The sequence below is a fragment of the Affinundibacterium fentianense genome, assembly GCF_018139545.1.
GTDB lineage: Bacteria > Pseudomonadota > Gammaproteobacteria > Burkholderiales > Burkholderiaceae_D > Undibacterium > Undibacterium fentianense.
Genome location: NZ_JAGSPJ010000001.1, coordinates 108,276 through 122,640, shown reverse-complemented (window position 1 = coordinate 122,640; position 14,365 = coordinate 108,276). Strand labels below are relative to the sequence as shown.

The 14,365-nt window shown below is 45.4% G+C and carries 9 protein-coding genes; 4 read left to right on the top strand and 5 right to left on the bottom strand.

The window, feature by feature from the left end; all coding sequences use genetic code 11:
- Positions 1 to 10 precede the first annotated feature (10 nt).
- Positions 11 to 2,548, top strand: a complete 2,538-nt coding sequence (locus tag KDM90_RS00515) for a [protein-PII] uridylyltransferase (protein WP_230409531.1) — start codon at positions 11 to 13, stop codon at positions 2,546 to 2,548.
- 64 nt (positions 2,549 to 2,612) lie between these two features.
- A complete protein-coding gene (locus tag KDM90_RS00510) occupies positions 2,613 to 3,359 on the top strand; it encodes a pseudouridine synthase (protein WP_212673668.1) in 747 nt (248 codons plus the stop codon).
- A gap of 177 nt (positions 3,360 to 3,536) precedes the next feature.
- Here KDM90_RS00510 and def read toward each other — a convergent pair whose 3' ends face one another.
- The 5 genes from def to smc all read right to left on the bottom strand — a co-directional run bounded on the left by def (position 3,537) and on the right by smc (position 11,761).
- A complete protein-coding gene (gene def, locus KDM90_RS00505) occupies positions 3,537 to 4,070 on the bottom strand; it encodes a peptide deformylase (RefSeq protein ID WP_230409530.1) in 534 nt (177 codons plus the stop codon).
- Between the two features lie 32 nt (positions 4,071 to 4,102).
- The gene (galU, locus tag KDM90_RS00500) at positions 4,103 to 4,987 is read right to left on the bottom strand and encodes a UTP--glucose-1-phosphate uridylyltransferase GalU (RefSeq protein ID WP_212673666.1); all 885 of its coding nucleotides are present in this window, start codon (positions 4,985 to 4,987) and stop codon (positions 4,103 to 4,105) included.
- A 67-nt stretch (positions 4,988 to 5,054) separates the two neighbouring features.
- Entirely contained in the window at positions 5,055 to 7,130 is a 2,076-nt protein-coding gene (gene ligA, locus KDM90_RS00495; protein WP_212673665.1) for an NAD-dependent DNA ligase LigA, read from the bottom strand.
- An 18-nt stretch (positions 7,131 to 7,148) separates the two neighbouring features.
- The gene (locus KDM90_RS00490) at positions 7,149 to 8,243 is read right to left on the bottom strand and encodes a cell division protein ZipA C-terminal FtsZ-binding domain-containing protein (protein ID WP_212673664.1); all 1,095 of its coding nucleotides are present in this window, start codon (positions 8,241 to 8,243) and stop codon (positions 7,149 to 7,151) included.
- Positions 8,244 to 8,248: 5 nt separating this feature from the next.
- The gene (smc, locus tag KDM90_RS00485) at positions 8,249 to 11,761 is read right to left on the bottom strand and encodes a chromosome segregation protein SMC (protein ID WP_212673663.1); all 3,513 of its coding nucleotides are present in this window, start codon (positions 11,759 to 11,761) and stop codon (positions 8,249 to 8,251) included.
- Positions 11,762 to 12,181: 420 nt separating this feature from the next.
- Here smc and dapC point away from each other — a divergent pair, with 420 nt between their 5' ends.
- Positions 12,182 to 13,411, top strand: coding sequence for a succinyldiaminopimelate transaminase (gene dapC / locus KDM90_RS00480; RefSeq protein WP_212673662.1), 1,230 nt, complete (start codon positions 12,182 to 12,184; stop codon positions 13,409 to 13,411).
- Positions 13,412 to 13,496: 85 nt separating this feature from the next.
- A complete protein-coding gene (gene dapD, locus KDM90_RS00475; protein ID WP_212673661.1) occupies positions 13,497 to 14,324 on the top strand; it encodes a 2,3,4,5-tetrahydropyridine-2,6-dicarboxylate N-succinyltransferase in 828 nt (275 codons plus the stop codon).
- Positions 14,325 to 14,365 lie beyond the last annotated feature (41 nt).

Here is a 14,365-nt window from a genome sequence, read left to right as displayed (position 1 = left end):
CGCAAATGCCATGGCTTTCAAAGCAAAGCTCAAGGCCGAACAACAAATCATTATCAAGTCATTCAAAGATAAGCCTAAAGCAGAATCTTTATTGCGAGACCTATGTCGCTGCGTCGATGCGAACTTAAGCGAGATCTGGAAAAGTTTTGATTTCCCCAAAGGGCTCGCACTCGTTGCGGTCGGTGGATATGGCAGAGGCGAACTGTTTCCTTTTTCAGATGTAGACGTCTTAATCTTATTGGACACGCAACCAGAGCAAGCCTTACGTGAAAAGTTAGAAGGTCTTGTACAAATTTTTTGGGATATCGGGCTCGATATCGGTCATAGCATTCGTACAATCGACGAATGCTTGACAGAATCAGCAGCAGATATCACTGTTAAAACTGCATTGCTCGAGGCAAGATTAATTGCGGGAAGTCGCAATAGTTTTCGTGAGCTGAAACAACGCTACGAAGAAGCAATGAATCCACAGCAGTTCTTTCAAGCGAAGATACTGGAACTGCAGCAACGCCATGTCAAATATGAAGACACACCTTACAGCCTAGAACCTAACTGCAAAGAAAGTCCGGGCGGATTACGTGATTTACAGGTCATTTTATGGGTAGCAAAAGCGGCCAAACTTGGTGACTCATGGGCAGAGTTAGCAGCACGCGGCTTGATCACCGCAACCGAAGCACACCAACTAAAACGGAATGAGCGCGCATTCAAGGACATTCGCATTCGTCTGCATATTCAAGCAGGTCGCCGCGAGGATCGCTTAGTTTTCGATTTACAAAATGCCATAGCAGCCACCTTCGGTTTCGAGACAACTGAGGCGCGTCGAGCCAGTGAATATTTAATGCAACGTTACTATTGGGCAGCCAAAGCGGTCACGCAACTCAATACGATCCTCCTGCAAAATATCGAGGCAGTTTTATTTCCTTTGCCGCATCAAGCGCAAGCGATCAATCCTCGCTTCAATGAAGTCAATGGCTTAGTGGATATTGCGAGTGAAAGTGTATTTGAAGACACGCCGTCAACGATGCTCGAAGTATTCTTACTTTTGTCTCAAAATGCCAATTTAAAAGGCATGACCGCAAAAACTCTACGGGCATTGTGGCACGCAAGAAATCTCATCGATGCCGAGTTCCGGCATGATATTTTCAATCGAGGTACATTTCTTCAAATTCTACAATCACCGCGTGGAATTACACATGTTCTCCGGAGCATGAACCAAACAAGCATCCTAGGTCGATATTTACCTAATTTTAGACGTATCGTTGGTCAAATGCAGCATGACCTTTTTCATGCTTACACGGTTGACCAGCATATCTTAATGGTAGTGCGTAATCTACGACGATTTACGATGACGGAACATGCGCACGAGTACCCATTTTGCAGTCAACTAATGGCTAATTTTAATCAGCCATGGGTATTGTATATCGCCGCGCTTTTTCATGACATCGCTAAAGGCAGGAATGGTGACCACTCCGTTCTAGGGATGGCAGATGCGCGTAAATTCTGTTTTGATCATGGCATTTCCAAAGACAACACTGAATTGGTCATTTTTTTAGTGCAACACCATTTGACGATGTCTCAAGTCGCACAAAAACAAGATTTGTCCGATCCTGATGTCATCCAAGCTTTTGCCAAATTAGTCAAAGACGAACGTCATCTCACCGCACTGTATTTGCTTACTGTATGCGATATTCGTGGTACCAGTCCGAAAGTATGGAATGCATGGAAAGGAAAGTTACTCGAGGATTTGTACAAAATTACGCTACGTGTGTTGGGTGGTGAAACTCCGAGTACAGACCGAGAACTAAAGAATCGACAAGAAGAAGCACTCAAAGCTTTGCGTTTAGTTGGATTAGAAAACAATGCACATACTAAATTGTGGGATGAGCTGGACATCGTTTACTTTTTGCGACACGACGCATCGGATATTGCTTGGCAAACGCGCGTCTTGCACGACAAGATTAGTAGCCCTATTCCCATCGTCAAGTGTCGGGTCGCCCCGATTGGCGAAGGATTACAGGTGACAGTTTATTTGCCCGACCAAGCTGACCTATTCGCACGTATTTGCAACTATTTCGATAGTAAAAATTTTGCCATTCTCGACGCAAAGATCCACACGACGAAGAGTGGCTATGCACTCGATACTTTTTTGGTTACTGAGCCAGCATTTGCCAGCAATTACCGTGACATCATTAACTTAATAGAACACGAATTAGCTGACGTACTGGCGAAAAAGACTCCGCTGACAACGCCCAATCAAGGGCGCCTTTCTAGACTTTCACGGAATTTCCCCTTAGTCCCCACCGTGGAATTACGACCAGATGACAAAGGTCAATTTTTCTTACTCTCGATTTCAGCGAATGATAGAAATGGCTTGCTATATGCAGTTGCTGGTGTGTTGGCCAAATACAAGATTAATTTGCATACAGCCAAAGTGATGACGCTCGGTGAGCGTGTAGAGGATGTTTTTTTAGTCGATGGCACAGCATTACACAATCCAAAGAGCCAAATTCAATTTGAATCAGAATTACTTGATGCATTGAGAATTTGAGCTAATACAGTAAGCGTACCTAATTCCACCTTCCTAGAATACAAAAAACAGACGATTTAAATTTATGACTGAACTACTTAGACTCTCCAAACGAATGTCCGAATTAGGACTATGCTCACGTCGAGAAGCGGACGAGTGGATTGCGAAAGGATGGGTTCGCGTTGACGGCAAAGTCGTCTCAGAACTCGGCACTAAAATATATCCAGATCAAAAAGTCACTGTTGAGCGTCAGGCAGCAGCAGAACAATCAAAACGCGTCACTATTCTCATCAATAAACCCGTCGGCTACGTGAGTGGTCAAGCAGAAGATGGATACGAGCCAGCCATTGCCTTGGTTAAAGCAGAAAATCGTTGGAGTGAATGCAAAGTCGACAATGACTTCCACCCAACGCAATTGCGAAGTTTGGTTCCAGCAGGTCGATTGGACATTGATTCAGTAGGACTCTTGGTTCTTACCCAAGATGGTCGAGTCGCAAAAAAACTAATAGGCGAAAATACAGATGTCGAGAAAGAATATTTGGTGCGCGTTGAATATACAAAACCGGGCAAATTGCCAGAAAAAGACTTGCGCTTATTGAACCATGGTCTCAGTTTGGATGGAAAAAAATTAATACCAGCCAAGGTTCGCTGGCAAAATGAAGATCAGCTCAATTTCATTCTGAAAGAAGGGAAAAAACGCCAGATTCGTCGCATGTGTGAAATGGTAGGACTCAAAGTAATCGGATTAAAGCGCGTCCGTATTGGTAAAGTGCGTTTGGGGAATTTGCCTGAAGGACAGTGGCGCTATCTTCGAGATGATGAACCGTTTTAATCGATTTTCTTTCAGCTGTTTATTTTCCTAGGCTGACTGGTCGGTGCCGTACGGCTTTTGACTTTAGAGGCAATTAAGTACGTCACCGCGTATGACAAGAAATGTGTGTCGTTTTGAATAGCAGAATCTAAACGAGGTTTCCGTCGATCAGCAGAACATGGCGACGATTGACCCCATTCAATCATCCACATTGGGGTCTAATTCGGGAAACAAGACTTCCGTGTAACCAAACTTAGTCAAGTCCTTGATTCGCATCGGATACAAGATGCCGTTCAAATGATCGGTCTCGTGCTGTACCACTCGGGCATGGAAACCATTCACCTCTCGAATAATTTTTTGACCGAATTGATCAAAACCCTCATAACGCAATTGACTCCAACGTGGCACTAGGCCACGCATGCCTGGCACAGATAGGCATCCCTCCCACGCATCATCGATTTCATCCGAAAGAGGTGTCAATATGGGATTAATCAAAACCGTTTCCGGGACGTTTGGCGCATCCGGATAACGTGGATTTTGCTTAAAACCAAAAATCACTAATTGTAAATTCACGCCTATTTGTGGCGCCGCAAGTCCAGCACCGTTAGCATGCTGCATCGTTTCAAACATATCGGCAATCAATTGATGTAATGCCGGCGTATCGAACTCTTGAATAGCGTCGGAGGATTTGAGTAAACGCGGATCGCCCATTTTCAAAATTGGATAAATCATCACTTCTTCTCCTTGAATCGCGTCAATTTAACTCAGTTATTTTCCATCAATTCATGGAGATATTTCGCAAATTCCTCGCCCATGTCTGGATGCTTCAAACCTAAGGCGACACTTGCTTTGAGATAGCCTAATTTCGAACCGCAATCATAGCGTTTTGCATCGCATCGATATGCGTACACAGCCTCATCCTTCAACATGGCGGCAATCCCGTCAGTCAATTGAATTTCTCCGCCCGATCCTTTCCCTAAGTTCTCCAAATAAGAAAAAATCTTTCCGGACAAGACATAGCGCCCTGCCACGGCAAGCGTCGATGGTGCATCCTGCGGCTTTGGTTTTTCAACGATACCTAACATACGCTCCAAATTCGGTTTGTATGCAGACCCGCTAACAATGCCATACTGATTCGTAAATTCGCGCAAGACCTCTTGCACAGCAACGATGCTCCCACCTTCTTGAGCATACAGTTCCGTCATTTGTGCCGTCACCCCTTTCTGCCCTGGGCGAACATCCATTAAATCATCCGCTAACAATACAGCGAACGGCTCATCGCCGACTACAGGTCGTGCGCAAAGAACAGCGTGTCCCAAACCTAAAGCAGCAGGTTGTCGAATGTAAATGCAATTGATATTGCTAGGGATGACACTACGGACGATGTCCAACAGTGCATGCTTGCCAGCCGCCTCGAGCTCATTTTCAAGTTCATAAGCAGTATCAAAATGATCCTCAATGGCACGCTTATTTCGTCCTGTAATAAATACCATCTCGGTAATTCCAGCTTCCACCGCTTCTTCGACCGCATATTGAATCAAAGGTTTATCCACCACTGACAACATTTCTTTCGGTTGCGCTTTGGTCGCTGGCAAGAAACGGCTTCCAAAACCTGCTACCGGAAAAACAGCTTTTTTAATTTTTTGCATTCGAATCCCTCACATATTATTTTGTAGTCTTCTATTTATTTTCATCGATGAGACAAACCAGCTATTGTTACTCACGATTTTTTTCACACATGGATAGCAATTCCGCCTCACTCAAAATCGTGATCCCTAACTCGCGTGCCTTCAATAACTTGCTACCAGCATCATCACCTGCGACCACGAAGCTCGTTTTCTTCGATACGGATCCGGCCACTTTCCCACCATTTTTCTCTATCAGAGCAGCAGCTTGATCCCGACTCAAATTCGGTAATGTTCCAGTTAAAACCAAAGTCTTATTCGCAAAGACAGCGGAACTCAGATCTTCCTTTTCAATTGATGGCCAATGAATTCCAGATGCCACCAACTGCCGCACCAATTCGACATTGATAGGATCAGAAAAATATTGGACAATCGAACGAGCCACGACAGGTCCGACGTCATTCACTTGCAACAATTGCTCTTCCGTTGCCTGCATGAGCAATTCTATGTCGGCAAAAAAATAGGCGAGATCTTTGGAGGTCGCTTCACCAACGTGTCGTATGCCTAGTCCGTATATGAAGCGAGGCAAACTTGTGAATTTAGATGTCTCAAGCGCATCCAAAACATTCTGTGCTGATTTTTCCGCCATCCGATCAAGCTCTGCCAAGGAAGTAAGGCCTAATTTGTAGAAATCTGCGGCCGTCGTGACCACATTTTTATCGACCAACTGATCGATCAGTTGCTCGCCCAATCCTTCGATATTCAAAGCCTTACGTGAAGCAAAATGAAATAATCCGCCTTTTCTCTGTGCCGCACATTTAATCCATCCACCAGAACACCGTGCAATCGCTTCATCTTCAAGTTTCACAATCACTGATGTACAAATCGGACACTGCTTAGGCAACACGAAGCGCAATGCGCCCTCTGGGCGTTTCTCGAAAACGCTAGCAACGACCTCTGGAATCACATCACCGGCACGCCTCACAATGACGGTGTCACCGATTCGTATGTCCTTACGTTGAATTTCCTCTTCATTGTGTAATGTTGCGTTGGTGACCGTCACACCGCCAACAAAGACGGGTGCCAACCTAGCTACCGGCGTGATTGCTCCCGTGCGTCCAACTTGCACCTCGATATCTAGCACGGTGGTCAAGGCCTCTTCAGCGGGAAACTTATGGGCAATGGCAAAGCGCGGAGCGCGCGAAACAAATCCTAAACTTTCTTGCAGATCAAATTGATTTACTTTATAGACGACACCATCAATTTCATAGGGAAGTTGAGAACGTTTCGTCTGGATACGGCGATAAAAATCAAGCAAACAAGATGCACCTTGCACCACTGCTTTATCATCACAAACGGGAAGCCCCATCTCTTTGTACCAATCTAGTAATTCGCGATGAGAATGCGGTAACGCAGCACCTTCCAAATTGCCAATTCCGTAGGCAAAAAATCTTAAGTGACGTTGTGCGGTTATTCTTGAATCTAATTGACGTAAACTACCCGCAGCAGCATTACGTGGATTCGCAAATTCCTTCGCACCCAGATCACGCTGACGCTGGTTCAATTTTTCGAAATCTTTTTTAAACATCAAGACTTCGCCGCGTACATCCAACACGGCTGGAGGATTTTCCGTACGCAAACGCAATGGTAAGGTCTTGATGGTGCGAATATTCTCAGTGACATCTTCGCCGGTATAGCCATCGCCGCGGGTAGCTGCTTGGGTAAAAACGCCATTGACGTAGCGTAGATTTATCGCCAATCCATCAAACTTTAAATCAATCGCATATTCAATTTCTTCCGACTGACGACCTAATCCCTCTCGAACGCGGCGGTCAAAAGCGACGATATCGTCATCTTCAAATCCATTATTTAAGGACAACATTGGAATCGCATGTTGGACTTGCAAGAATTCAGGTAATATTGCCGCGCCAACTCGCTGAGTCGGACTATCCAAGGTTTTAAGCTCTGGATATTGTTCTTCCAAATTCTGCAAGCGTAGAAACAGCCTATCGTATTCTGCATCTGGGATCGTTGGCAGGTCCAAGGTGTAATAGCGATAAGCGTGTTCCGTCAATTCAGTACGTAGGCGTTGCGCCAAAATTTCTGGCGCATTCAGATCCAAAGCAGGCTCTGGTCTTGCTTGCTCACCAAACAAATCATTTTGCATTATCAGGTCGCATTCAGATTAACTAAACAAACGCTTAGCACGACGCGATCCAGCAGGTATTTCTGCCACCGCCATCGCCTGACAAAATTCACGAACTTGCTCTGCGATTTCCGCCAAAGCTTGCTCGGAAATCGGGTTGTTGCCGTCGTCAACAACCGTGCCGCCTAAGCGTGAAGCCAGAGAGCGCGCACATTTTGCCATGACACCGAACCCCTCAAGATCCGGCGAGACGCATGGAACATCCAATAATAAAGTCAACTTAGATGTCACCGTCTCACTTGCACTGACATTCGTGGAAAGTGTAAATAAATTTCCAACATCACCATCGGGCATTACCAATCGCCCATCCGGCCGCACGTCGAACCCCTGCTTTTCCAGAGCGCCGAGCAGTGTTGTAATATCCCATGGCGCGCCGTTAGCCAGGACGTTGACGCTGAGCTGTGCATCATGTTCCGCAACAAATTGGTGTAACTCTCTCGCATTCGACATGACCCGATTCATGTCCGGCACATCCGAATGTGCGTTGAGGCGATCAGCAATTTCACGCAGTTTACTGACGAATTCAGAATATTCTAGTTCATTCAATGGTCCACTCCGACTGACCATCTGAACGCCTGCAAATAAGCTGGTGTAGACTCCGCCAAGGGCAATCTCATCGCGTTTGCCATCATGCGTCAAGCCGATAAAATGCACAGGTTTTCTACCAACGTATTTAAGATTCGCGACCTCACTCAAGAGTTTTTCACCCCGGATTGGAGATTCAAATTCCAAAGGAATCACACAATCGATTAAATCGTCGACCGACAATTCCCGACCATAAATCGTTGCATCAAATTCCGATTTTGCCGATCCTGTCTGCCTCTCTATACTAAGGTTCTCTGAAGTAACTGAAGCACTATCCAAATCGTGCAGATCATCCTGATCAAATTGCGGCTCTAACCTACTTAATTCATGATCACCGTCATGAGTATCCATCAAAACATCTTTGTCGACGCCAGAAAAGGCACGATCCACACTTCGTCGGGCACGATATTCCTGCCATTTGCTATATACGTAAACCAACAATACAAACACAACACCTGCTGCAATCAAACTCAACTGTAAATCCGTCATTACGATTAACCCTCACCTACTAAACTTGCTGCCGATTCCATATCGACCGCAACTATTCGAGAAACCCCCTGCTCTTGCATGGTAACGCCAATTAACTGCTGCGCCATTTCCATCGCAATTTTGTTATGGGAGATAAATAAAAACTGTGTGTTGCTTGACATTCGCTTCACCATATTGCAAAAACGCTCGGTATTCGAATCATCCAAAGGAGCATCTACCTCATCCAGTAAGCAGAATGGTGCGGGATTCAATTGGAACATCGAGAACACCAATGCCGTTGCCGTTAATGCTTTCTCACCGCCGGACAACAAATGAATTGTTGCATTCTTTTTGCCTGGTGGTTGCGCCATGACTTGGACGCCAGAATCGAGAATTTCATCGCCAGTCATGATTAATTTTGCCTGACCTCCACCAAATAAGATCGGGAACAATTCGGCAAAGTGATGATTTACGCGATTAAAAGTATCCTGTAATAGATCTCGCGTTTCCATATCTATCTTTTGGATTGCGTCCTGCAAAGTCGTAATTGCCTCAGTCAAGTCAGCAAATTGAGCGTCGAGGAAAGTCTTACGCTCAGTGGCTTGGGCTAGCTCTTCCAACGCCGCTAGGTTGACCGCGCCAAGCGCAGCAATCGCATTGGTCAATCGTGTGACTTCTCCCTGCAAATATGAAGGCTTCAAGTCATCATGCAACTTCTCTTCGAGCGCAGCCTCATCGACTTCGAAGTTACGCAACTGTTCGTCGTATTGTTCTTGATTCAGACGAGCGGCTTGCTCCTTCAACTGAAGTTCCACGATACGATCACGTTGTGGTTGCAAGCTACGCTCAACTTGCATCTTCGACTCTTCAGCATGACGTAATTTCTGCGTCAATTGATCAAGCTCATGACGCGCATCAGCCAAAACTCGCTCTTGATCACTGCGCTTTTCAAGCAAAGTTTGCAAACCAGCTTGAGCAGTTTGCTCATCCATGCTTTCCAATTCAAGTTGACCTTGCTGCATATTCGCGAACAGCTGTGAAGCTTGCTCTAAGGCCGTCGCTATATTGCGTTTCAACTCTTCAATTTTTACTCGATGGGTTTTCTCTGCAAAACTAGCCTCTTGCGCTGACAGCTCTAAATCTCTTAAGCGAGATCTCGCATCATTTAACACCTGCTCCTTTTCGAGAAAGGCAGTTTGACCACTTTCATGCGTCTCTTGCATTTCGGCTAAAGCAATATCGAGCTCTTCAAATTTTGCCTCAGACTCTGCACGAATTGTTTGCTGCTCTTGCTCTTGTTCAGTGATTTCGGCTAGATCGTGTTGAATCTGTGTACTACGTTGATTGAATCTTTCTTGAACCTCAGCAAGTTTCATGTATTCTATTTGTAAACCATGCACCGATTGGGTCAAGTTATTCGTACGCAAGCGTAGTTCTTGGAGTTGCTGCGTGGCTTGTGTTAATTGAGCCTCAATCCGCACTGCTCGACTCTTCCCTTCGTCCGCTAACAAATGCTGGGCACGAGCCTGCTTAGTAATATTATCAATCTCTTGTTGGCGTGCTAGTACGCCATCTTGTTCGGAATCAGCAGCGTAAAAACGTACACTGTTGGCACTGATTATGTGTCCTTCTTTTGTAATAAAACACGCACCCAAGGGCAGTTTTGATCGTTCAACAAAGGCAGTCGGCGCATCTGGCGCAATGAATACATTCTGCAGCCAGTCTTGCATCACGCTACGGACACCTGGGTCATTTAATTGAAGCAAGCTCAATAAGGGTTTAAGGCCATCCGGTGGACTGACAGGCGCGAGAACTTGTGGCGCATATAGCGCCAATTTTGCTGGTGGTGCATCATTAAAAAATGCTTTGGCCCATTCAAGATTGGACATTTCCAAGGCGGAAGTTCGTTCACGCAGAATCGATTCCAGTGCAGTTTGCCAGCCATTTTCAATCTGCACTTTTTGCCACAGTTTGGGCAGCTTCTCAAGTTCATGTTTTGCTAGCCACGGCTGAACCTTGCCTTGACTTTCCAGTTTTTCTTGAAGAGACTTCAATGCAGAAAGTCGAGCATCGAGCTGGGCAGAATGCGCTGTATCACGATTGACTTGCTCTTGCGCCGACCGCCGTTCTTCCTCCAATGACGGCAAGCGTTCTTCGGCGTCTTCCAGCTGCATCGTTACTTCTTCGAGAGCGGCTTTCTTTTCTTCTAATTGTTCTGCAAGATTTTGTAGATGTGTCGCATCTGGTATTGTCAGTCCCTGCTTTTCTTGGTTTAAGCGTTCACGCCTTAACGCCAAGGTATTGAGAATATTGGACGCATTGCGTTGATGTGCAGACTCAAGTTCAATCTGCTGCTGCATTTGCATAATTTTTGCACGAGACTCAGTTGACTTAAGCTGTGCATCGCGCCAATCTTTCTCAAGAGCGGGAATTTTTTCATTTTGCTGTGCGACACTTTCCAAAGCTTGCTCAGTACGCATTGCCAACTCTTCCACATGCATCTCCGCACCTGACAAATCATCTTGGAATTGTTGCCCTTGGCGTTGCCATTGGTCACGCTGCGCTGTCAATGAATTTAATTGAGATTGCAGTCGTGCGCGCGATTCGATAACAAATTTAATTTGCGCCTCGAGGCTACCAATCTCTGCATTCGTTTGATATAAATTTCCTTGTGCCTGGTGCATCTTGTCACCAACTGCGTAGTGCGCTTGACGCATTTGTTCAAGCTCTAACTCGACGTGACGTAATTTAGCTGTATGCTCTTCTAGATCAAGCTGACATTTTTCAATTTCGGCGAAATACTTTTTCTGCTCTGTTGCGGCTTCGCGTTTGCGCAACATCCACAATAGCTTCTGTTTTTCTTCCTGATCAGCCTGTAAAGTATGGTATTTGTTGGCGACAGCTGCTTGGGCTTCCAGCTTTTCCAAATTATTGTTAAGTTCGCGCAAAATATCTTCAACGCGGACTAAGTTTTCATGGGTGTCATGTATCCTGTTTTCCGTCTCACGGCGGCGCTCTTTATATCGTGAGACACCCGCAGCTTCTTCCAGAAAAACACGCAATTCTTCAGGGCGTGACTCAATAATTCTAGAAATCATGCCTTGACCGATGATCGCATACGCTCTTGGACCCAAGCCTGTACCTAAAAAGATATCTTGGATATCTCGGCGTCGAACTGGCTGCCCGTTAATGTAATAAGTCGAGGTACCGTCACGAGTCAAGGTCCGCTTGACTGCAATTTCCGCATATTGGCTCCATTGGCCAGCTGCTTTCCCGAGGCTATTATCAAACACGAGTTCAACTGATGAACGGCCAGCTGGTTTTCGGTGCGTTGAGCCATTGAAAATCACATCCTGCATCGATTCGCCGCGCAGCTCCGAAGCTTTTGACTCTCCTAGAACCCAGCGAACAGCGTCGATAATATTCGATTTACCACAACCATTCGGACCAACGACACCGACTAACTGACCAGGCACTTGAAAATGCGTCGGTTCAACAAAGGATTTAAATCCAGCTAATTTAATTGAAGTTAAGCGCACGTTATTTTTATTTATCGATTTTTAGACTAAAAATGCACAGATTCAGGCGACATGTTCCTGCGTATTTAAAAAACTTTCATTTTTCAAAACAGCTTCTTTGCACGGGAAGTTTCTGATTGCCCAACCGCATTTCAACTTATTGTAAGAACAAGTAATACTCCACATCATAACATTCCGCTGACTCGATTTTGTAGATTTTGCCTGCCGCAAGAACGGAAATTGACAAAGACTTGGCAGAAAAATCCAAGATTGCTCGGCATTCACCAAACTTGTCTACTTAGCATGTACGAAGCAAGGCTATAATAAGGGATTTGGCCAACTCAGTGAATGGTTCTAGCAGCATTAGCATTTACTCCCAGCCATTTGCCTAGAACATGTCTTTTTGTGCTTACTCTGTAAATTAATTAAGTGAATTTCTCCGTGAATCCCAATTTAGAAAAATTACAAGCTTATCCGTTTGAAAAATTAAAGCGACTATTTGCAGATCTGACACCAAATGCTGCATTCTCGCCGATTAGCCTAGGACTCGGCGAACCGAAGCACGCGACGCCACAATTAATCAAAGACGCTTTAATCGCCAATCTCAATGGATTAGCCAACTATCCATCTACAAATGGACTCGAAAGTCTTCGTGTCGCAATTAGTCGATGGTTGGCAAATCGTTATACGATTCCAGCACTCGACCCTTCAACCCAAATTTTACCGGTGAATGGTTCGCGGGAAGCTCTTTTCTCTTTAGCACAAGCCGTCATTGATACGAGTAAGCAAGGTGATATCACACCGATCGTGATGTGCCCGAATCCTTTCTATCAAATCTACGAGGGGGCAGCTTACTTAGCTGGTGCGCAACCGTATTTTGCAAACGCCAATCCTGCCAAAAATTTTGCTCCGGATTTTAGCCAAGTTCCAGAATCTATTTGGCAACGTACTCAATTACTCTATGTTTGCTCACCTGGCAATCCCACCGGGGCTGTTTTGACTCTCGAAGATTGGAAAGAACTCTTTGCTTTAGCGGATCGCTATGACTTTATCATTGCTGCGGATGAATGTTACTCAGAAATATATTTTGGTGAGACGCCACCGCTCGGAAGCCTTTCTGCAGCCAACGCCTTGGGGCGCGAAGGATACCCCCGCTTAATCACGCTATCAAGTTTATCCAAACGCTCGAATGTTCCAGGCATGCGCTCTGGCTTCGTCGCAGGCGATGCAAATATCATTAAGCAATTTTTGCTTTATCGAACCTATCACGGTGGTGCCATGTCACCAAGTATCCAAGCCGCATCGATTGCAGCTTGGAACGATGAACAACATGTCGCCGAAAACCGAGCACTCTATTTAAAGAAATTTTCACAGGTAACCCCTGTTTTACAAGAAGTCCTTGATGTTACATTACCTGATGCTGCCTTTTATCTTTGGGCGGGGGTAGATAAACACCTCAACATCTCTGACACTGAATTCGCGCGAGGTCTTTACCGAGACTATAATGTGACTGTCTTACCCGGCAGTTTCTTGGCACGTGAAGCGCATGGTATCAACCCTGGTAGAAATCGGATCCGAATGGCATTGGTGGCTGAAGTCGATGAATGCATGGAGGCAGCGCAACGTATCGTCGCTTACGTCAAGGGATTGCAGTCTCAACTGACAACATAGCCTAGGCACAAGCTTTACCGTACAGTCCAATCTCGTATTGGATATAAACTCATTAATCTTCTTTTTAATTTATTTAGAATTCGTCATGACACAGCAATTACAAAACATTATTGACCAAGCATGGGAAGATCGTGCAAATTTTTCCCCTAAAAATGCCCCGACTGAATTACGTGAAGCAGTTGCACACGTTTTAGAATTATTAGATTCAGGTAGTTTGCGGGTCGCACAAAAGATTGAGGGTCAGTGGCATGTCAATCAATGGGTAAAAAAAGCTGTGCTGCTCTCATTCCGACTGGAGGACAACATTGTCATGCCGTCTGGTGATCACATGCAATTTTTTGACAAAGTGCCAACCAAATTTGCGGACTACTCGGCTGAAGATTTCGTCAAAGGTGGCTTCCGTGTCGTACCTCCAGCCGTTGCACGTCGCGGAAGTTTTATCGGCAAAAATGTCGTATTAATGCCTTCGTATGTGAATATCGGGGCTTATGTTGACGAAGGCGCTATGGTCGATACTTGGGCGACTGTCGGCTCCTGTGCACAAATCGGTAAAAATGTACATCTTTCAGGAGGCGTTGGTATCGGGGGCGTCTTAGAGCCGATGCAAGCGAACCCAACTATTATTGAAGACAATTGCTTTATTGGTGCCCGTTCGGAAGTAGTCGAAGGCGTGATTGTCGAAGAAAACTCTGTAATTTCTATGGGTGTCTACATAGGCCAATCAACAAAGATTTACGATCGCGCTACAGGCGAGGTCACTTATGGTCGCATTCCTGCTGGCTCGGTCGTTGTATCGGGCAATTTACCATCAGCTTGCGGCAAATACAGCCTCTATTGTGCTGTCATTGTTAAACGTGTAGATGCACAGACTCGCTCAAAGACAAGTATCAATGAATTGTTGCGCGGCGCTTAACAAGTTAGGCCAAAAAAAAGCCAAGTAAATTATCGCATTGT

Bases quoted from the DNA above. Each gene is read 5' to 3' on its own strand.
- KDM90_RS00515 (WP_230409531.1), top strand. From the start codon at position 11: ATGGCTTTCAAAGCAAAGCTCAAGGCCGAACAACAAATCATTATCAAG.
- dapD (WP_212673661.1), top strand. From the start codon at position 13,497: ATGACACAGCAATTACAAAACATTATTGACCAAGCATGGGAAGATCGT.
- galU (WP_212673666.1), bottom strand. From the start codon at position 4,987: ATGCAAAAAATTAAAAAAGCTGTTTTTCCGGTAGCAGGTTTTGGAAGC.
- def (WP_230409530.1), bottom strand. From the start codon at position 4,070: ATGATTTATCCAATTTTGAAAATGGGCGATCCGCGTTTACTCAAATCC.
- ligA (WP_212673665.1), bottom strand. From the start codon at position 7,130: ATGCAAAATGATTTGTTTGGTGAGCAAGCAAGACCAGAGCCTGCTTTG.
- KDM90_RS00490 (WP_212673664.1), bottom strand. From the start codon at position 8,243: ATGACGGATTTACAGTTGAGTTTGATTGCAGCAGGTGTTGTGTTTGTA.
- KDM90_RS00510 (WP_212673668.1), top strand. From the start codon at position 2,613: ATGACTGAACTACTTAGACTCTCCAAACGAATGTCCGAATTAGGACTA.